Genomic DNA, 17,849 nt, shown 5'->3' on the forward strand with positions numbered 1-17,849 from the left:
CCGCACCGAGCGGGTGGGTGTGTGCGTACCGGGGAACGCGTCAGGGCTTGCGGGCCACGACTGCGTACACGTTGATGTCCCGGTCCGTGACCTCGCCGATGTCCGCGTAACGAGTCCGGTCCAGCTCCTCCAGACCTGCCACGAACGTCGCGTCCGGTGCCTCGGTCCTGGCCGTGTCCGGCACATGATCGGGCCGCCAGCGGTGCACGGCGACGACGCCGGGCGCCAGCGGTTCCAGACCGTTGCCGGTCACGAACCGCTCGATCGCGGCACGCGGACGCAGTACGAAGGAGAACCCGCGCTTCCGGAAGGTGTCCGCGACCTTTCCGATCGGCACCGGGTTCATGTCGGCGCTGAGGTGGCTGAGGACGAGGTGGCTGCCGCTGGGAAGGGCGCCGAGGAGTTGTTCGACGATGCCGTACGCCTCGTCGTCCTCGATGAAGTGGAGGACGGCGGCGAGTACGAGGGCCACGGGCCGGTCGAAGTCGAGGGTGCGGCGGGCCTCGGTGAGGATGGCGGCGGGATCGCGGAGGTCGGCCTCGACGTAGTCGGTGCGCCCTTCGGGGCCGCTGGTGAGCAGCGCCTGCGCGTGGACCAGGACCACGGGGTCGTTGTCCACGTAGACGACCCGGGTGTCCGGGGCGATGCGCTGGGCGATCTCGTGGACGTTCTGCTGGGTGGGCAGGCCGGTGCCGATGTCCAGGAACTGCCGGATTCCGGCTTCGGCGGCGAGCTTCACCGCGCGGCGCATGAAGTCGCGGTTGTGCCGGACGTCGAGGTGCCCGCGCGGGTTGGCAGTGAGCGCGGCGGCAGCGGCGTCCCGATCGGCCGGATAGTTGTCCTTGCCGCCGAGGAAGACGTCGTAGACCCGGGCCGGGTGGGCCTTCGACGTGTCGATGCGCCGCCTCGACCCGGCGGGGACGGGGGCGGGAACGGGGGCGGAATTCCGGGCGGAACGGGGGCCGGAGGGCGAGCCGGGGGCGGGGACGGGGGCGGTAGGGCTCATGGGGTCGTCCTCGAAAGACTGAGTGATGTGATCATCGGTCAACTCGGTGTGATCACCGATCAACCTACGACGGGCGGGCACCTCGGACGAGGTACTTCCGGGCCACTGATGCCGGGAGCGGTGCTGGAACGCGGGGAGTCGCCCCTTCCGGACACCCCGGCCATGGGGGGGGCAGGTGCCCCGCCCTGCCCCACTGCCTGTGCCGTCGGGCATTGTCAGTGGGCACGGTTAGCCTCTGTTGCGTGGCCTCACGTATCACCGACCCCGAGCAGTTGAAGGAACTCCTCAGGGTCCCCTTCACCCCGGAGCAGACGGCTTGCATCACGGCGCCGCCCGCCCCGCAGGTGATCGTGGCCGGAGCCGGGTCCGGAAAGACCACCGTGATGGCGGCGCGGGTGGTCTGGCTGGTCGGGACCGGACAGGTCGCGCCCGAACAGGTCCTCGGTCTGACGTTCACCAACAAGGCCGCGGGCGAGCTGGCCGAGCGCGTCCGCAAGGCGCTCGTCGCGGCCGGGGTCACCGATCCCGACACCATCGACCCGGACCACCCCCCGGGCGAACCCAGTATTTCCACGTACCACGCCTTCGCCGGCCGGCTGCTGAGCGAACACGGCCTGCGCATAGGGCTGGAACCCACCACCCGCCTCCTCGCCGACGCCACCCGCTACCAGCTCGCCGCCCGGGTGCTCCGCGAGGCCCCCGGCCCCTACCCGGCACTGACCAGATCGTTCCCCACCCTGGTCAGTGATCTGCTGGCGCTCGACGCCGAGCTGGCCGAGCACCTCGTCCGGCCCGAACGGCTCGCGGCGTACGACACCGATCTGCTCCGCACGCTGGAGACGGCGAAGCTCACCAACGCCGAGCTCCGCAAGATCCCGGAGACCGCCGGCGCCCGCCGCGAACTCCTCGATCTGACCCGGCGGTACCGAGAGGCGAAGCGGAGCCGTGACCTCCTCGACTTCGGTGACCAGATCGCGCTCTCCGCCGAGCTGGCCCTCACCCGGCCGGAGGTCGGCGCGATCCTGCGTGACGAGTTCCGGGTGGTGCTGCTCGACGAATACCAGGACACGTCCGTCGCCCAGCGCCTTCTGCTCTCGGCCCTCTTCGGCCGCGCCCCGGCACCGGGGCCGTCCGGAGGCGGAGGGGCGGACCCGGACGGGAGATCCATGACGGCGGCCGCCGCCGCCTCCGGCCCGTCCGCCCCCTCCGCCTCCGCTCCTGAGCCTCGCCCCACCGAACCCACCGGACACGCGGTCACCGCCGTGGGCGACCCCTGCCAGGCGATCTACGGCTGGCGCGGGGCGTCCGTCGCCAACCTCGACGACTTCCCGCTCCACTTCCCGCACGCCGACGGCACCCCCGCCACCCGCCACTCCCTCAGCGAGAACCGCCGGAGCGGTGGCCGGCTCCTGCATCTCGCCAACGGTCTCGCCGAACCCCTGCGCGCGATGCACGAGGGCGTCGAGGCCCTGCGCCCCGCTCCCGGCGCCGAACGCGACGGCGTGGTGCGCTGCGCGCTGCTCCGGACGCACACGGAGGAGATCGAGTGGCTGGCCGACTCGCTCGCCCATCTCGTACGGACCGGGAAGGCGCCCGGTGAGATCGCCGTCCTGTGCCGTACCGCGGGGGACTTCCCGGAGATCCAGGCAGCCCTTGTCGCCCGGGACGTCCCGGTCGAGGTCGTCGGCCTGTCCGGGCTGCTGCACCTACCCGAGGTGGCCGACCTGGTGGCGGTCTGCGACGTCCTCCAGGACCCGGGGGCGAACGCGTCGCTGGTCCGGCTCCTCACCGGCCCGCGCTGGCGTATCGGCCCCCGCGATCTCGCCCTCCTGGGCCGCAGGGCACGCCTGCTCGTCCACCGGGGCTCCCACGGCGACGACGAGGACTTCGACCCCGACCGCCGGCTCGCCGAGGCCGTCGAAGGTGTCGACCCGGCCGAGGTGATCTCGCTCGCGGACGCCCTCGACACCTTCCTGGAGGCGGGCGGCGCCGAGGACGACGGGCTGCCGTTCTCCACGGAGGCCCGCGTCCGCTTCGCCCGTCTCGCCACCGAACTCCGCGATCTGCGCCGGTCCCTCGCCGACCCGCTCATGGACGTGCTGCACCGGGTTCTCGCCACCACCGGCCTTGAGGTCGAACTGTCCGCGTCGCCGCACGCCCTCGCCGCCCGCCGCCGCGAGACCCTCGCCAACTTCCTCGATGTCGCGGCCGGTTTCGCGGCCGTCGACGGCGAGGCCACGCTCCTCGCGTTCCTCGGCTTCCTGCGCACCGCCGCGCAGTACGAGAAGGGGCTGGACAACGCGCTGCCCGGCGGGGAGAACACCGTCAAGGTGCTCACCGCCCACAAGTCCAAGGGCCTGGAGTGGGACGTCGTCGCCGTGCCCGGACTGGTCGTCGGACAGTTCCCGAGCGGCCAGTCCCGGGACGCCTGGACCTCCCAGTCGAAGGTCCTCCCGCACGCCCTGCGCGGCGACGCGGACACGCTTCCCGTCGTCCACTCCTGGGACGCCAAGGGCCTCAAGGGCTTCAAGGAGGACATGAAGGAGCACCAGCACATCGAGGAGCTGCGTCTCGGTTACGTCACCTTCACCCGGCCCCGCACCATGCTGTTCGGGTCCGGCCACTGGTGGGGCCCCTCCCAGAAGAGGACCCGTGGGCCCTCCGACTTCCTCCGGGCGCTGTACGAGCACTGCGCGGCCGGGTACGGCGAGGTGGAGGCATGGGCGGACGAACCCGCCGAGGACGAGGAGAACCCCGCCCTCGGCGAGTCGGCGGCCGATCACGCCTGGCCGCTCCCGCTGGACGAGACCGCCCTCGCCAGGCGCCGCGAGGCCCGTGACACGGTGCTGGCCCACCTGGACACCCTGACCACAGCCACAGCCACAGCCACAGCCACAGCCACAGCCACAGCCACAGCCACAGCCACAGCCGTCCCGCACCAGTCGCGGCGGGACGTGCCTCCGCACCGGATTCGCCCCAGCCAGCCCCACCAGTCCCACCAGCCCCGGCAGCCTCAGCCGTCGGAACCGCACGACGCCCAGGACCCTGAGGCCCAGGAGCCGCACGACCCCCGGGAGGCCGGGGCCCAGCATGACCCTCAGGACCTCGGAGCCCAGAACCCCGGGGCCCGGCACGACCCTCAGGACCGCGAGCCCGAGGCCCAGATCCCGGCCCCGGCCTCGCTCCCGTCTCCGCCCCCGTCTCCGCTCCCAGACGATCTCGCCCCGGAGGAGATCCGCACCCTCGCCTCCTGGGACCGCGACCTCGACGCCCTCACCGGCGAGCTGCGCCGCGCCCGCGCCACCGTGCGTGACGTCGTCGTCCCCGCCGCGCTCTCCGCGACCCAGCTGCTGCGCCTGGCCGAGGACCCCGACGCCTTCGCCCAGGAGCTGGCCCGCCCCATGCCACGCCCGCCGCAGCGGGCGGCCCGTCGCGGCACCCGTTTCCATGCCTGGGTGGAGTCCCGCTTCGACGAACTGCCGCTGCCCATGCTCGGACCGGACGAGCTCCCCGGAGGTGACGGCACCGACACCGAGATCGCCGACGAACGCGATCTGGCGGCGCTCAAGGAGGCGTTCGAGCGGACCCCGTACGCCCGCCGTACCCCGTACCGCGTCGAGGCGCCCTTCCAGATCACCCTCGCGGGCCGGGTGGTCCGGGGCAGGATCGACGCGGTGTACCGCACCGGGGAGGCGTACGAGATCGTCGACTGGAAGACCGGCCGCGAGCAGACCGCCGATCCGCTCCAGCTCGCCGTCTACCGGCTCGCCTGGGCCGAGCTGCACGCGGTGCCCGTCGACGCCGTCACGGCAACGTTCGTGTACGTACGCAGCGGCGAGACCGTCCGCCCCGCACGGCTGCCGGGGCGGGCGGAGCTGGAGCGGCTTCTGCTGGACGAGCCACCCCGCCGGGGCCGATAGGCTCGAAGCATGAGTGAGACCCCGGACAGCGTCGTCCGTACGTACGTGGAGCAGCACCGCGCAGCCTTCCTGGACGACCTCGCCGAATGGCTGCGCATTCCGTCCGTCTCGGCCCAGCCGGAGCACGACGGAGACGTACGGCGCAGCGCCGAATGGCTCTCCGGCAAGCTGAAGGAGACCGGGTTCCCCGTCACCGAGATCTGGGACACCCCGGGCGCTCCCGCGGTGTTCGCCGAGTGGCCGTCCGACGACCCGGGGGCGCCGACGGTCCTTGTGTACGGTCACCACGACGTGCAGCCCGCGGCCCGTGAGGACGGCTGGGCCACCGACCCGTTCGAGCCGGTGATCCGTGACGGCCGGATGTACGGGCGGGGCGCCGCCGACGACAAGGGGCAGGTGTTCTTCCACACCCTCGGCGTCCGCGCGCACCTCGCCGTCACCGGCCGTACCGCTCCGGCCGTGCACCTCAAGCTTCTGATCGAGGGCGAGGAGGAGTCGGGTTCCCCGCACTTCCGGGCCCTCGTCGAGGAGCGGGCCGCCAGGCTCGCCGCCGATGCCGTGATCGTCTCCGACACCGGCATGTGGGACGAGACGACCCCCACGGTCTGCACCGGGATGCGCGGTCTCGCCGAGTGCGAGATCGAGCTGTACGGCCCCGATCAGGACATCCACTCCGGTTCGTTCGGCGGCGCGGTTCCCAACCCGGCGACGGCCGCGGCCCGGCTCGTCGCCGCGATGCACGACGCGGACGAGCGGGTGGCGATACCCGGTTTCTACGACGGTGTGGCCGAACTCACCGACGCCGAGCGGGCGCTCTTCGCCGAGCTGCCGTTCGACGAGGCGGCCTGGCTGCGTACGGCCAGGTCGCACGCCACGGCGGGCGAGGCCGGCCACACCACGCTCGAACGCGTCTGGGCCCGTCCCACCGCCGAGGTCAACGGCATCGGCGGCGGCTACCAGGGACCGGGCAGCAAGACGATCGTCCCGTCCTCCGCCGTGCTGAAGCTGAGCTTCCGGCTGGTCGCGGGCCAGGACCCGGAGCACATCGAACGGTCGGTCCTCCGATGGGCCGAGGACCGGGTCCCGGCGGGAATCCGCCACCGGATCACCTTCTCCGCCGCCACCCGGCCCTGTCTGACCCCGCTCGACCACCCCGCGCTCCAGGCGGTGGCCCGCGCCATGGGGCGCGTCTTCGACCGGAAGATCCTCTTCACCAGGGAGGGCGGTTCCGGCCCCGCCGCCGATCTCCAGGACGTGCTCGGCGCACCTGTCCTCTTCCTGGGCATCTCCGTACCGTCCGACGGCTGGCACGCCCCCGACGAGAAGGTCGAGATCGGCCTGCTCATGAAGGGCGTGGAGACCACCGCCCATCTGTGGGGCGAGCTGGCCGCGGCACTCCGCTGAATTCTCGAACACCCGAACCGTCCTGGGGGAGTGGGAAGCACCTGTGAGTACCTTCGACAACGTCACCGCAGACCGTCCGATCGGTCTTACCGCGCCCAGCGGAATCGATCGCTCCGCCCACCACCGTCTCGACGAGGCATGGCTGGCCGCCGCCTGGAGCCACCCCACGACCAGGGTCTTCGTCGTCTCCGGCGGGCAGGTGCTGATCGACGAACGCGCGGACGGCGACACCGCGATCGTCATGACCCCCGCGTTCGAGGCCCCGCTCACCGAGACCCACCGGTACTTCCTCGGCACGGACGAGGACGGCGTCCGCTACTTCGCTCTCCAGAAGGACACCCTGCCGGGCCGCATGGACCAGCCGGCCCGTCCGGCGGGGCTGCGGGAGGCCGGGCTGCTGCTGGGCGCCCGGGACGCCGGTCTGATGGCGCACGCGGTGGCCCTGGAGAACTGGCAGCGTCTGCACCGCTTCTGCTCGCGCTGCGGCGAGCGCACGGTCATCGCGGCGGCCGGACACATCCGTCGCTGCCAGGCATGCGGGGCCGAGCACTACCCCCGTACCGACCCCGCGGTGATCATGCTCGTCACGGACGACCAGGACCGCGCGCTGCTCGGCCGCCAGGTGCACTGGCCGGAGGGCCGCTTCTCGACTCTCGCGGGCTTCGTCGAACCGGGGGAGTCGATCGAGCAGTCCGTAGCACGGGAGGTCTTCGAGGAGGCGGGCATCGTCGTCGGCGAGGTGGAGTATGTCGCCAGCCAGCCCTGGCCGTTCCCGTCCAGCCTGATGCTCGGCTTCATGGCGCGGGCGACGACGTCGGAGATCAATGTGGACGGCGAGGAGATCGAGGAGGCGCGCTGGTTCTCGCGCGAGGACCTGAAGGCGGCCTTCGAGTCGGGCGAGGTCCTGCCCCCGTTCGGCATCTCGATCGCCTCCCGGCTGATCGAGCTCTGGTACGGCAAGCCGCTGCCACGTCCCGGTGCGAACGGCTGAGACGGCCGACGTCACTCGCGCAGGGCTCCGCGCCCGGCCCCGGACAGCCCGCGCCGCCTCCGGCCAGTCCGTGCTCGTCCCCGGTCGAACAGCGCCCGACCCTGCCGATCCGCGCTTGTTCCTGGTGAATTCGCGCCCGGCTCCGCCGATCCGCGCCCGACTCCGCCGATCCGCGCCCGACTCCGCTGAGTCGCGCTCGTCCCTGGGTGAATCCGCGCCAGGCTCCGGACATGAGGAGGGGCCCCGGAAACGTCCGGGGCCCCTCCTCGTCACGTCGTCGCACCGGTCCGGCCCGTACGGTCGACCCCGGCGGTCGATTCCCGCGCTCGATCCCGTATCGCGGTCCGACCTCGGTCCGACCGCGATCCGCACTCGGTCCGTACGAGGTCGGCCGTTCCGAGTGCTCGAACTCAGGCGCCGAGGGCCTGCTTCACCTGGGCCAGGCTCGGGTTGGTCATGACGACCTCAGGGCCGCCGCCGGAGGGCACGATCCGGAGCGTCGGAACGGTCTGGTTGCCCCCGTTGGCCTTCTCGACGAAGGCGGCGGACGCCGGGTCGTGCTCGATGTTGATCTCGGTGTAGGGGATGCCCTCGCGGTCCATCTGCCCCTTGAGCCGACGGCAGTAGCCGCACCACGTGGTGCTGTACATCGTCACAGTGCCCGGCATGTCTCTCGTCCTCTGTCTCGTCCGTCTCGCTGCACAAGCCGAAGCCGTGCAAACCGAAGAAGTGCTTCAGCGGGTGTCGCCTACGCGTTCCCGCACCCAGACGAACGTACGGGACCTGGCAGCCATTCCCGTCCCGCTCCGGCCGACCGGCATCGATACGGGTATCGACATGGGTATCGACGTGGGTATCGATACGACAGTCATACCGTCCCTGTGGACGGACCCGTCGGCGGTCCCTTCCGACCTGGCAGCATGAAGGGGTGACAGCAGCAACGCATTCCACCCTCGTCCCGCAGGTCCCCGACTCCGCCGACGCCGTCCTCGACGGGCTCGATCCCGAGCAGCGCGCGGTCGCCACGGCCCTGCACGGTCCGGTGTGCGTGCTCGCGGGAGCCGGCACGGGCAAGACGCGGGCGATCACGCACCGCATCGCCTACGGGGTGCGGGCCGGGATTCTCCAGCCGACGAGCGTGCTCGCCGTCACGTTCACCAACCGGGCGGCGGGCGAGATGCGCGGACGGTTGCGCCAGCTCGGTGCGGGCGGGGTGCAGGCGCGGACCTTCCACTCCGCCGCTCTGCGCCAGCTCCAGTACTTCTGGCCGAAAGCGGTCGGTGGAGAGCTGCCCCGGCTGCTGGAGCGCAAGGTCCAGCTGGTCGCGGAGGCCGCGGCGCGCTGCCGTGTCCGGCTCGACCGCAACGAGCTCAGGGACGTCACGAGCGAGATCGAATGGGCCAAGGTCACCCAGACCGTCCCCGCCGATTACCCGGCCGTCGTCGCCAAGACCCGCAGGGACGCCCCGCGCGACCCCGCCGAGACCTCCCAGATCTACGCGACGTACGAACAGCTGAAGCGCGACCGGTCGGTGATCGACTTCGAGGACGTACTGCTCCTCACCGTCGCCATCCTCCAGGACCGGCACGACATCGCCGAACACGTCCGCAGCCAGTACCAGCACTTCGTGGTCGACGAGTACCAGGACGTGAGCCCGCTCCAGCAGCGGCTGCTCGACCTCTGGCTGGGCGAGCGGGACAGCCTGTGCGTCGTCGGTGACGCGAGCCAGACGATCTACTCGTTCACCGGAGCCACCCCGGATCACCTGCTGAACTTCCGCACCCGTCACCCGGACGCGACCATGGTCAAGCTCGTCCGGGACTACCGCTCCACGCCCCAGGTGGTCCACCTGGCCAACGGGCTGCTCAGTCAGGCCAGGGGGCGCGCGGCCGAACACCGGCTGGAACTCGTCTCCCAGCGCGACCGGGGCCCCGAGCCCGGCTACCTCGAATACCCGGACGAGCCCGCCGAGGCAGAGGGCACCGCCCGCCGCATCCGCGACCTGATCGCCGCGGGTGTCCCGGCCGGTGAGATCGCCGTGCTCTACCGGGTGAACTCCCAGTCGGAGGTGTACGAGCAGGCGCTGGCCGACGCGGGTGTGCCCTACCAGCTACGGGGCGCCGAGCGCTTCTTCGAGCGCGCGGAGGTACGCGAGGCGGGCGTCGCCCTGCGCGGAGCGGCCCGCGCCGGGGGCAACGACTCCTTGCTCGACGACGCCCAGGGACTGCCCTCCCAGGTGCGCGCGGTGCTGTCCACCAAGGGATGGACCACCGAGCCGCCCACCGGCTCCGGGGCCGTGCGGGACCGGTGGGAGTCGCTGGCCGCACTGGTGCGCCTCGCCGAGGACTTCGAACAGGCCAAGCCCGGCGCGACTTTGTCCGACCTGGTGGCGGAGCTGGACGAGCGCGCCGCCGCCCAGCACGCCCCCACCGTCCAGGGCGTCACGCTGGCCTCCCTGCATTCGGCGAAGGGCCTGGAGTGGGACGCCGTGTTCCTGGTCGGCCTGACCGAGGGCATGATGCCGATCGCGTACGCCAAGACCGACGAGCAGATCGAGGAGGAGCGCCGTCTGCTCTACGTCGGTGTCACCCGTGCCCGCTTCCACCTCTCGCTCTCCTGGTCCCTTTCCCGCTCACCGGGCGGGCGTGGCGGCAGGCGTCCGACGCGTTTTCTCAGCGGACTGCGCCCGGGATCGGCCGCCGTGGGCGCGCGGGGCACCGGTGGAGCCTTCAACGCCGGAGCAGGCGGTGTGGGTGGCGGTGGCCCGGAGCGCACAGCGGCGGGGATCAGGCGCAAGCGCCGCGGCCCCGTCCGTTGCCGGGTCTGCGGGCAGACCCTCACGGATGCCGGCGAGATGAAGCTGATGCGGTGCGAGGACTGTCCGTCCGACATGGACGAGGCGCTGCACGAGAGGCTGCGCGAGTGGCGTGCGGGCCAGGCGAAGCTGCTGGGACAGCCCGCCTATTGCGTGTTCACCGACAAAACGTTGATGGCCATCGCCGAAGCGGTCCCGGGCAGCGAGGGGGAGCTGGCAGGGATCGCCGGGGTCGGCAGCCGCAAGCTGACCCGGTTCGGCGCCGATGTGCTGACCATTTGCGCAGGTGAGGAGGTTGGTGGCGATGCCGACGGCGTGTGAGGAAAACTCGTCGGAAAAATAGTTTGCGCCCGCCCCAGTCATCACCATAGGTTCTTAACCACGGCAACAGCGGCTTCTCCGAAGTCCTGTTCCGTGCTGTACTTATCCGAATACGCAGGACCGGCTCCGGCCGGTCCCCTGAGACGCCGAGAGGAGGCGATTCCTGTGATCAGCATCATCAAGACCGACAAAATGACCGATCTCTCGGTCGTCTCCGCCTGCTCGCTCGGCCTCCTGCGTTCCTCGGAATCCGCTCTTCGTGGCACCGGTGTGTCCGGCCTCTCCGTCGGCAGCCCGCTGTCCCTGGCGAGCTTCCCCGAGCGGAAGCGCAATGAGCGACCGACCGAGGCACCGGCAGCAGCAGTAGTGAAGGGACAGGCCCAGGCGGCCTATGCCTTTGCGGCCGTCGGTGCCGGAGCCACGAAGCAGACGACACAGCACCACACGATGTGGGCCTTCCGTGGGCCTGAACCCTGGAGTGATCCAGCCTGATCGAGAATCAGGCCGGCGCCTTCAGGGCCGCGGAACCCCACCCGGGATTCGCGGCCCTTTTGTTTTGTCCGAACGGATGAGACGAAGCGAAGGAGCCTCGGGACCAGCAGCACCGGGTACCAGCCGCCACCCGGCGACAAGCCGGGACGACCAGACGAGGACATCACCACCGTGCAACTCGAAGCGCACGCCCCGTCCGTACCGCCTTCCGAAACGATCACCCCGCCCGGCCCCACGGAGGACTCCACCTTGCTCCCCCTCACCGCGCTCACCGCGCTCGACGACGCCATCGAGAACCTCGGCGTTCCCGTTCCCTGCCGCTCCTACGACCCGGAGGTCTTCTTCGCGGAGTCGCCGGCGGACGTCGAGTACGCCAAGTCGCTCTGCCGTACCTGTCCGCTCATGGAGGCATGTCTCGCGGGCGCCAAGGAGCGGCGCGAGCCGTGGGGCGTCTGGGGTGGCGAACTGTTCATCCAGGGCGTCGTCGTCGCCCGGAAGCGGCCTCGTGGCCGTCCGCGCAAGAACCCGGTCGCGGCGTGACCTCCGGCCTGGGAGCCTCGGCCCCCCAGCTCCTGAGACGTATCGGAACCATCGACCGTCCCCTCACCCACGATCCCCGAAAGCAGACACCGATGACCCTCCCCACCAGCGAGCCTGCCGGCTCCGCGACCCAGGACGTCACCATCATCGGCGCGAACGATTCGCGCCAGAACAGGACCCGTGAGATGCAACTCATCCCAGAAGCCATGGCGCGTGCGCATATGCACGATCGCCTCAGGCAAGCGGACGCGGAACGCCAGGCCGTGCGCCTGGTCGCCGCTCGCCGCATGCAGCGTCGCGCCGAACGCGCCTCTCTGCGTGCCCGCCGTGCACTGGCCATGGCGGTCATGCACTGAGAAGACGGTGCGCCGCCGGGCAACCGCTCTGCCCGGTCGGCATGCCATGTCTCATCCGCGGGGCCGGTCCACTCGGACCGGCCCCGCGGTGCGTTCCGCCCGCGGCGGCGCCACCGCGGGGTTACGGTCACCGGATGGACGAGGAGACTGATCAGCCGGACCGGCCGGACACCGACGGTGTGGTCTGCGCCCGGTGTGGTGCGGCCCCCGACGCCGGGACCCCGCCGGCGACGTGGGTCTGCTCCATGGAGAACGGTGATCGCCGGTACCTCTGCGACGCCTGCGGCCGGGCCCACCTCAGAGCCATCGAGGGCCGACTGGACCCGGCCTGGTGGTGACGAACCACACCACTCACCGACCGAGCATGTCCCCGGGACGTCCCTTGCCCACCCGTATGGCCGCTGCCGGACCAACGGCCGACCAGGGTCCGACGCCCTGCGCTTCGGCAGCCGTGCCGGTACGCGTCCGCCTGGTCACTGTGTCACCGTCGCCTTCCCCTCGGAGGCCGTCCCCTCGGCCGGTCCTCGCTGGGGTCCCGAGCCGGCTTCCGCCTCCGACCCGGGTTTTCGCACTGTCTCCGAGCCCGTCTCCGAGCCCGAGCTTGTCTCCAGGGCCGATTCCGGCTTCGATTCCGTCTCCGAGCCAGACTGCGCCTTCGGCTCCGGCTCTGCCTCCGTCCCAGCCATGTGCGACCCGGCCTCCCCGCCCCGCTCGCGCGGCTCGTGTCCCTCGCCTTCCCCAGTGCCTTCGTCCGGAAGGCCCGGAAGGCCCGGAAGGCCCGGAAGGAATCCGGGAAGCCATGCCTCCAGTTCGTCGCGCAGCCGTACCGTCGCGCCCAACTGGCAGAGCACCCCGATCGTGCTGAGCGTCACCCGGTGTATCAGCAGGTAGGAGGGCGGCAGATTCAGCTGTTTGCCCAGCTGATGGGCCGGTGACCGGGGGTCCGCTATCCGGGCCGCCTGACTGCGCAGCCAGCTCCGGCTGAACGTGAACTCCTCCGCCTGTGCCGGTTCGATGATCGGCAGGAGGTAGTCCAGCACCGCCTCCGGGTCCAGGTCGATCGATTCCTTGACGAAGCCTTCCGCGCGCAGTCTCCCGTACACCGCCCCGGCGTCCCGCTCCAGCGTCAGCCGCAGCGAGTCACCGATCGGCTGAGGCAGCCCGCCCGGCAACCGGTCCACGGTCCCGAAGTCGAGCACCCCCAGCCGCCACCGCGTGCCGTCGTCGTCCGCCGCACTCGCGGAGTCCGCCGTGTCGTCCTCGGTGCCGGTCGCCGGCAGCAGCCGGAAGTTGCCCGGGTGCGGGTCCGCGTGGAGCAGGCCGGTGCGGGCGGGGCCGGAGAACAGGAAACGTGCCAGGAGCTGGCCCGCCCGGTCCCGCTGCGGCTGAGTGCCGTCCGTGATGACGTCGGCCAGCGGAATTCCGTCCATCCACTCCGTCACCAGCACCTGGTCGCAGTGATGGACCACGGCCGGGATCACCACGTCCGGATCGTCCGCGAACTCCTCCCTGTGCTCGCTCTGCGCCTGCGCCTCCAGGGCGTAGTCCAGCTCCTCCGACACCCGGTCCCGCAACTCCGTGATCAGGGGCTTGACGTCCATCCCCGGCATCAGCGGACCGAGCACCCTCGCGAACCTGCTCAGCTGGGCCAGGTCCGAGAGCAGCGCGTCACCGGCCCCCGGATACTGCACCTTCACCGCGACGTCCCGGCCGTCGTGCCAGACCGCCCGGTGCACCTGCCCGATGGAGGCGGCGGCGGCCGGCTTGTCCTGGAATTCGAGGAACAGCTCTCGCCACTGATCGCCCAGCCGCTCCGCCAGGACCGCGTGCACGGTGCGGGTCGGCATCGGAGGCGCCGCCTCCTGGAGTTTGGTCAACGCCGCACGGTAGGGCCCGGCCACCTCCTCGGGCAGCGCGGACTCGAAGACGGACAGCGCCTGCCCGAGCTTCATCGCCCCGCCCTTGAGCTCACCGAGCACCTTGAACAACTGGTCCGCGGTGCGCTGTTGCAGCTCACGGGCCACGATCTCGGCGGGCTTGCCGCCGATCCGTTTGCCCAGGCCCCAGGTGGCGCGGCCGGCGAAGCTCAGTGGCAGCGCGGCCAACTTCGCGGTACGGGTGACCGCTTTCCGGGGAAGATCAGACATGAGCCCCTCCAATTCCCAGACTGCCGTGCCGCACGCGGCGGTTACCCAGCCATTGTGTCGCGCGCCGCACCGACCCCGGGGGTGCGCTTTCTCTCAGTGTGCACACCCGCGTGGCAGGAACAGCCGTCGTGTGCCGCGATCCGCTCCGCGCGCCAGTCCAACAGCGGCAGAGCGGTCTCCCAGCGGGTCCCGGTACTGGTGGGCAGTTCGCCGTCGAGGAAGGACAGCGCGTGAGCCGCCGCCAGGCCGGCCACTGTCGCCGCCAGCCCCAGGTCGCAGGCCTGTACGGCTTCCCGTCGGCCGGACCGCCACTGGGAGAGCATTCGCGTCCACTGCGGGTCCCGGTCCGCGCGGCCGAGATCCAGACAGCCCGCACAGGCCGTACCACCCGGCAGGACCAACGGGCCGACCATCCCGGTCGCCTCGACGACTCCCGCGTACAGATGAGGAGTGCCGGAGGTGATCCAGGGTTCCGCGACGGCCACATCGGGTGCGTACACCGCGAGCCCGTCCCTCGGGGCGACCACGATCAGTGACACTCCCGGCTCGGCGGACGCGGGCCCGCAGCCGACCTCGTCCGTCCTCGGGAGCCCGGCCGGCGCGGACCGGCGCACCAGCTGCCGGGCCGCTGTGTCCCTGCGCTCACCGACTGTCGACGCGGGGAGCCCGCCCGGCGCGACGTCCCACTGCTCGACCCGGCCCCCGTCCAGCACCTCGACCCGGCCCACCCCGGAACCGGACAGCAGCGCCGCCACAGCGGCACCGACCCGTCCCGCACCTCTCACCTGCACCCGCATGGCACGCCGGGCGGCCAGTCGCCGCAGTCCTCCGCCCGGCTCCGGCTGCACCACGGAGAGCGAGGCGAGATCGGGGCGCAGCCGGTCCATCGCGCCGGTTCTGTTCCGCAGGGCCTCCGCCTCCGGGCCGCCCGCCCTCGGGTCGTCGACCAGACCCGCCGCCGACAGACGCGCCACCAGCGTCTCCACGTGCCGGTCCGACAGGTCCAGGGCCCGCGCCTCCTCGCGCAACAACTGAGGACCGCGCGTCCCGTCGAGCAGGTCCAGGAAACTTCCGGTGGCGATGTCGAGCGGGCCGAACGTCACCGCGTGGGCCGGGGTGACCCCGAACTGCACGGTGTGCCGTCCGCGCCAGGCCCGGCGGAGGGCGGGCTTCAACATCGGATGCATGACTGCTCCCCGTCCGTGAGCGGGCCGTGGCCCGCGATCCGAAAGATCCTGTTCCGGAGCCGGTCGACAACTGCTCGGAAGCCGTCCAGGAACGCGCCTCAAGGCGTGTTCGTCGGCCGTTCTCCGGTCCGTTGCCAGAATGCGCCGACGGTGGCGAACCGTGCGGAAAGTTATCCACAGGGGACGGTATTAGTCGTTCAAATGGTGCATGTCATGAAGTGGATCAAGGCCGAACCGCGCCGGAGGCGGGACTTCCCCCACTGACAGCGGGTAACGTCGAGGCGTGCCCGCCGACCCGTCATCCGGCCTCGCCGGGGGGACTCCCTCGCGCCGCCCCGGAAAAAGCCAGCGCAGTGCGGCAAGCCATCCGCCGCGCGCTTCCGCGACGAGCGCGGTCGAGGTACGCAGAAGCAACCGCCGCAGCAGGACGGTCTCCGCGTACCGCGAGGGCGACCGTACGATCGTGCTGATTCCCGCCCGGATGTCGGAGGCCGAGGAACAGCGCTGGGTGAACGTCATGCTCGACAAGCTGGCGGCCCAGGAGAGCAAACGGCTGCTCGGCGACAGCGAACTGGCGGAACGCGCCGAGCGGCTGTCCGCCCAGTATTTCGGGGGCCGGGCACGTCCGGCGTCCGTGCGCTGGGTCACGAACCAGAACACCCGCTGGGGCTCCTGCACCCCCGCCGAGGGCAGCATCCGCCTCTCGCACCGGCTCCAGGGCATGCCGGAGTACGTGGTCGACTACGTACTCCTCCATGAACTCGCGCATCTGCTCGTCCCCGGGCACGGCCCGCGTTTCTGGCGGCTCCTCGACGCCTATCCGCGTACCGAACGGGCCCGTGGCTACCTGGAGGGCGTGGTGGCGGCCGACCGGCTCCCGCACCTGCCCGCCGCCAGGGAAGAGTGAGGTCCGGCGTTCTGTACCGGATGTGTACCGACTTCACCCGCTGTCGGCGTTTGCGGTTAGCCTGACGCGACGTATTCACCTTCGGGATGGGGGACGGTCGTTACGCATGGCCAAGGAATTCCAACGCGGCCACAAGGCCAAGATCAGTGACCTCACGCCGGGGACGGATCTGTACGTGGGTGTGCAGATCGCAGGTCCTGGACTGACCTTCGACATCAGCTGTTTCGGCCTCGACGCCGCCGAGCAGTTGTCGGACGACCGTTATTTCATCTTCTTCAACCAGGTGAAATCGCCCGAGGAGTCCATCCAGCTGCTCGGCGCCCAGGCCGGCGACACGGAGTCGTTCCGGGTCACGCTCGACCGCATCCCCGCGAACATCCACAAGCTCTCGTTCACCGCGACCATCGACGGCGCGGGCCAGATGTCACAGGTCGGCCCCGGGTACATCCGGATCGTCGCGGGCGGTGAGGAAGTCGCCCGGTACGCGTTCACCGGATCGGAGTTCACCACCGAGCGCGCCGTGATGCTGGGGGACATCTATCTGAAGGACGTCTGGCGGTTCGCCGCCGTCGGACAGGGCTTCGACGGCGGCCTGGAAGCGCTGCTGCGGAACTTCGGCGGCGAGGTCGCCGAGGACGAGCCCGCGGCCCCGCAGCCCGAGCCGGCGGCCCCGGCCTTCGCCCCGCCCGCCGCACCCGCTCCCGCCTTCGCACCCCCCGCGGCCCCGCAGCCCGCCCCGTCCTTCGGTGCGCCCGCCGGACCGCCCCAGGCGCCCCCAGCACCTCACATGCCTCAGGCGCCGCAGCCCGCCCCGTCCTTCGGTGCCCCCGTCGCTCCGCCCGCGCCCGCCCCGCCCCTCAGCCCCCAGATGCACGCCGCGCCGACCATCGTGGCGCCGCTCGTGCCGCCCGCGGGCGCGGTGCCGCCCCCGCAGCCCGCCCCGCCTCCGTACGGCATGCCGCAGCAACAGCAGCCGCCGCAGTTCGGGCAGGTCCCGGGCCAGGCCGCGCCGCCCCCGTACGGACAGCAGCCCCCGGGCCCGCCCCTGGGCATGCCGCCCGGCGGGCACCAGGGAGTGCCCCAGGGCGCCCCGCCGACGGGAGCCGGTCTCCAGGCCGCCCTTCAGCTGTACAAGGAGGCGCCGACCGGTCTGCGCTGGACTCCGCAGAACCAGCAGCTCATGCGGGTCGACCTGACCGTGGAGGGCACACCGGTGCTGGCCCGCCAGGGCAGCATGGTGATGTACCAGGGCAAGGTCGACTTCGGCTACAAGGGCGCCGGGTTCATGGGCCGCGTCGTCGGGAACGCCACCGGCCAGGAGATGCAGCTGATGCGCTGTACCGGCCGGGGCCAGGTCTTCCTCGCCGACGAGGGAGCCCATCTGCACACCATCGAGCTCCAGGGCGACGGGATCTGCGTCTCCGCGGAGAACGTCCTGGCGTTCGACGAGACCCTTCAGCACGAGGTGCGCAGGATCGACGGGCACGGCATCCCCGGCGGTGCCCTGTTCACCATGCAGTTCCAGGGCACCGGCACGGTCGTCGTCAAGACCCACGGCGTCCCGGTCGTCCTGCCGGTCACCCCGACCACCTTCGCCGACTGCAATGCCGTGGTCGCCTGGTCGTCGGGCTCCCAGGTGATCATCTCCAGCCAGGTCCGGCTGCGCCGCAACGCGTATCCGGGGCACAGCGGGGAGACCGTGAACCTCCAGTTCCGGGGAGCACCCGGCAACTTCATCGTCGTCCAGCCCTACGAGGTCTGAG

Annotated in this window: 15 protein-coding genes; 11 read left to right on the top strand and 4 right to left on the bottom strand. The window is 71.4% G+C overall.

Annotated elements, in window-relative coordinates; all coding sequences use genetic code 11:
• Positions 1–40: 40 nt before the first annotated feature.
• A complete protein-coding gene (locus PZB75_RS21655; protein WP_275536957.1) occupies positions 41–1,006 on the bottom strand; it encodes an SAM-dependent methyltransferase in 966 nt (321 codons plus the stop codon).
• Positions 1,007–1,248: 242 nt separating this feature from the next.
• On the opposite strand from PZB75_RS21655, the gene PZB75_RS21660 reads away from it, so the two are divergent.
• Genes PZB75_RS21660 through nudC form a run of 3 tightly spaced genes read left to right on the top strand, consistent with a single transcriptional unit; the run spans position 1,249 to position 7,321 of the window.
• A complete protein-coding gene (locus PZB75_RS21660; RefSeq protein WP_275536958.1) occupies positions 1,249–4,926 on the top strand; it encodes a UvrD-helicase domain-containing protein in 3,678 nt (1,225 codons plus the stop codon).
• Positions 4,927–4,935: 9 nt separating this feature from the next.
• Positions 4,936–6,330: a dipeptidase gene (locus tag PZB75_RS21665; protein ID WP_275536959.1), complete on the top strand. Its 1,395-nt coding sequence runs from the start codon at positions 4,936–4,938 to the stop codon at positions 6,328–6,330.
• Positions 6,331–6,373: 43 nt separating this feature from the next.
• Positions 6,374–7,321 (top strand): NAD(+) diphosphatase, encoded by a 948-nt coding sequence (gene nudC / locus PZB75_RS21670; RefSeq protein ID WP_275536960.1) that lies wholly within the window; start codon positions 6,374–6,376, stop codon positions 7,319–7,321.
• 410 nt (positions 7,322–7,731) lie between these two features.
• Here the strand turns inward: nudC and PZB75_RS21675 are convergent, their stop codons facing one another.
• On the bottom strand, positions 7,732–7,989 hold the full coding sequence (locus tag PZB75_RS21675; RefSeq protein ID WP_275536961.1) for a glutaredoxin domain-containing protein: 258 nt from the start codon (positions 7,987–7,989) through the stop codon (positions 7,732–7,734).
• Between PZB75_RS21675 and PZB75_RS21680 the strand changes: the two genes are divergently transcribed.
• The 6 genes from PZB75_RS21680 (at position 7,988) to PZB75_RS21705 (ending at position 12,183) form a co-directional block, all read left to right on the top strand.
• Positions 7,988–8,245, top strand: a complete 258-nt coding sequence (locus PZB75_RS21680) for a hypothetical protein (RefSeq protein WP_275536962.1) — start codon at positions 7,988–7,990, stop codon at positions 8,243–8,245. The genes PZB75_RS21675 and PZB75_RS21680 overlap by 2 nt on opposite strands.
• A 4-nt stretch (positions 8,246–8,249) precedes the next feature.
• Entirely contained in the window at positions 8,250–10,457 is a 2,208-nt protein-coding gene (locus tag PZB75_RS21685; RefSeq protein ID WP_275536963.1) for an ATP-dependent DNA helicase UvrD2, read from the top strand.
• Between the two features lie 165 nt (positions 10,458–10,622).
• Entirely contained in the window at positions 10,623–10,949 is a 327-nt protein-coding gene (locus tag PZB75_RS21690) for a hypothetical protein (RefSeq protein ID WP_275536964.1), read from the top strand.
• 171 nt (positions 10,950–11,120) lie between these two features.
• The gene (locus PZB75_RS21695) at positions 11,121–11,489 is read left to right on the top strand and encodes a WhiB family transcriptional regulator (protein WP_275536965.1); all 369 of its coding nucleotides are present in this window, start codon (positions 11,121–11,123) and stop codon (positions 11,487–11,489) included.
• Positions 11,486–11,845 carry a hypothetical protein gene (locus PZB75_RS21700; protein WP_275536966.1) on the top strand — a complete coding sequence of 120 codons (360 nt, stop codon included), beginning with the start codon at positions 11,486–11,488 and terminating at the stop codon, positions 11,843–11,845. The genes PZB75_RS21695 and PZB75_RS21700 overlap by 4 nt, the downstream gene beginning before the upstream one ends.
• Before the next feature lie 134 nt (positions 11,846–11,979).
• A complete protein-coding gene (locus tag PZB75_RS21705; protein ID WP_275536967.1) occupies positions 11,980–12,183 on the top strand; it encodes a hypothetical protein in 204 nt (67 codons plus the stop codon).
• A 135-nt stretch (positions 12,184–12,318) separates the two neighbouring features.
• Here PZB75_RS21705 and PZB75_RS21710 read toward each other — a convergent pair whose 3' ends face one another.
• Both PZB75_RS21710 and PZB75_RS21715 read right to left on the bottom strand, forming a co-directional pair.
• Positions 12,319–13,992: an AarF/ABC1/UbiB kinase family protein gene (locus PZB75_RS21710; protein WP_275536968.1), complete on the bottom strand. Its 1,674-nt coding sequence runs from the start codon at positions 13,990–13,992 to the stop codon at positions 12,319–12,321.
• 41 nt (positions 13,993–14,033) lie between these two features.
• The gene (locus PZB75_RS21715) at positions 14,034–15,179 is read right to left on the bottom strand and encodes a ThiF family adenylyltransferase (protein WP_275536969.1); all 1,146 of its coding nucleotides are present in this window, start codon (positions 15,177–15,179) and stop codon (positions 14,034–14,036) included.
• A 283-nt stretch (positions 15,180–15,462) separates the two neighbouring features.
• Here PZB75_RS21715 and PZB75_RS21720 point away from each other — a divergent pair, with 283 nt between their 5' ends.
• On the top strand, positions 15,463–16,086 hold the full coding sequence (locus PZB75_RS21720; protein ID WP_275536970.1) for a M48 family metallopeptidase: 624 nt from the start codon (positions 15,463–15,465) through the stop codon (positions 16,084–16,086).
• 106 nt (positions 16,087–16,192) lie between these two features.
• Positions 16,193–17,848, top strand: a complete 1,656-nt coding sequence (locus PZB75_RS21725) for a TerD family protein (protein ID WP_275536971.1) — start codon at positions 16,193–16,195, stop codon at positions 17,846–17,848.
• The last annotated feature ends 1 nt before the right edge of the window (position 17,849 follow it).

This window comes from Streptomyces sp. AM 4-1-1 (assembly GCF_029167625.1).
Lineage (GTDB): Bacteria > Actinomycetota > Actinomycetes > Streptomycetales > Streptomycetaceae > Streptomyces.

Coding starts and splice junctions, on each gene's coding strand:
- PZB75_RS21725 (WP_275536971.1), top strand. CDS start 16,193: ATGGCCAAGGAATTCCAACGCGGCCACAAGGCCAAGATCAGTGACCTC.
- PZB75_RS21710 (WP_275536968.1), bottom strand. CDS start 13,992: ATGTCTGATCTTCCCCGGAAAGCGGTCACCCGTACCGCGAAGTTGGCC.
- PZB75_RS21715 (WP_275536969.1), bottom strand. CDS start 15,179: ATGCATCCGATGTTGAAGCCCGCCCTCCGCCGGGCCTGGCGCGGACGG.
- PZB75_RS21675 (WP_275536961.1), bottom strand. CDS start 7,989: ATGCCGGGCACTGTGACGATGTACAGCACCACGTGGTGCGGCTACTGC.
- PZB75_RS21680 (WP_275536962.1), top strand. CDS start 7,988: ATGTCTCTCGTCCTCTGTCTCGTCCGTCTCGCTGCACAAGCCGAAGCC.
- PZB75_RS21705 (WP_275536967.1), top strand. CDS start 11,980: ATGGACGAGGAGACTGATCAGCCGGACCGGCCGGACACCGACGGTGTG.
- PZB75_RS21665 (WP_275536959.1), top strand. CDS start 4,936: ATGAGTGAGACCCCGGACAGCGTCGTCCGTACGTACGTGGAGCAGCAC.
- PZB75_RS21655 (WP_275536957.1), bottom strand. CDS start 1,006: ATGAGCCCTACCGCCCCCGTCCCCGCCCCCGGCTCGCCCTCCGGCCCC.